At 63.2% G+C, this 562-nt stretch carries 1 protein-coding gene; it reads left to right on the top strand.

Going from position 1 to position 562, the window contains the following annotated elements:
- Positions 1-241, top strand: a 241-nt coding sequence (locus D3273_RS28680) for a type 2 periplasmic-binding domain-containing protein (protein ID WP_487343521.1), incomplete at its 5' end; no start/stop codon positions are given.
- Between the last annotated feature and the right edge of the window lie 321 nt (positions 242-562).

The raw sequence follows: 562 nt of genomic DNA, 5'->3' as shown, positions 1-562 counted from the left end.
GATCGCCTTCGTGGGTCAGGGCCTCGCGGGCGTTCAGGCCGCGGTCGCATCGGGCGTCGGCGTCGGTCTGCTGGCCGAGGGCACCGTGGGGGCCGAACATCGCCGGCTAGGGCTGGAGGAGGGCTTCCCCGTCCCGCCGCCGTCCGAACTGGCGCTTATCGCGGGCAAGCCTCAACCCGCGAAGCCCGTCTCCGAATTGGCCGAGTTTCTGAGCGAAACGATCGGTGCAGCTTTTGCGTGAACTGCCTGTCAAGGGACGAAGAAAGCCCGACACGCTACCCTGGGCGTCGCCGATCGGCGCCACTCCATAGCACCATCCGGAGATGCGCGGGTCACCACGGCAGCGAGATGGCTGCGCATATAGTCGATGAGGGCGCGCAGACGAAGTAGCTGTCGGGTATTGATGCATGCATAATGCTGAGTATTTCCTGTTGATGCGAAAGGGCCCGTTGTGCGAGGCCTTCTGCGACAGACTTTTTGATACACGCAAAAGTCAGGCAGACCGTGCGGAAACTCCTGATCTGATGGTCACAGGAGACGGCAGCGCGTCCACGGACGTCTC

It is taken from the genome of Lichenibacterium minor (genome assembly GCF_004137685.1).
Lineage (GTDB): Bacteria > Pseudomonadota > Alphaproteobacteria > Rhizobiales > Beijerinckiaceae > Lichenihabitans > Lichenihabitans minor.
This window is presented reverse-complemented; position numbering and strand designations above follow the sequence as displayed.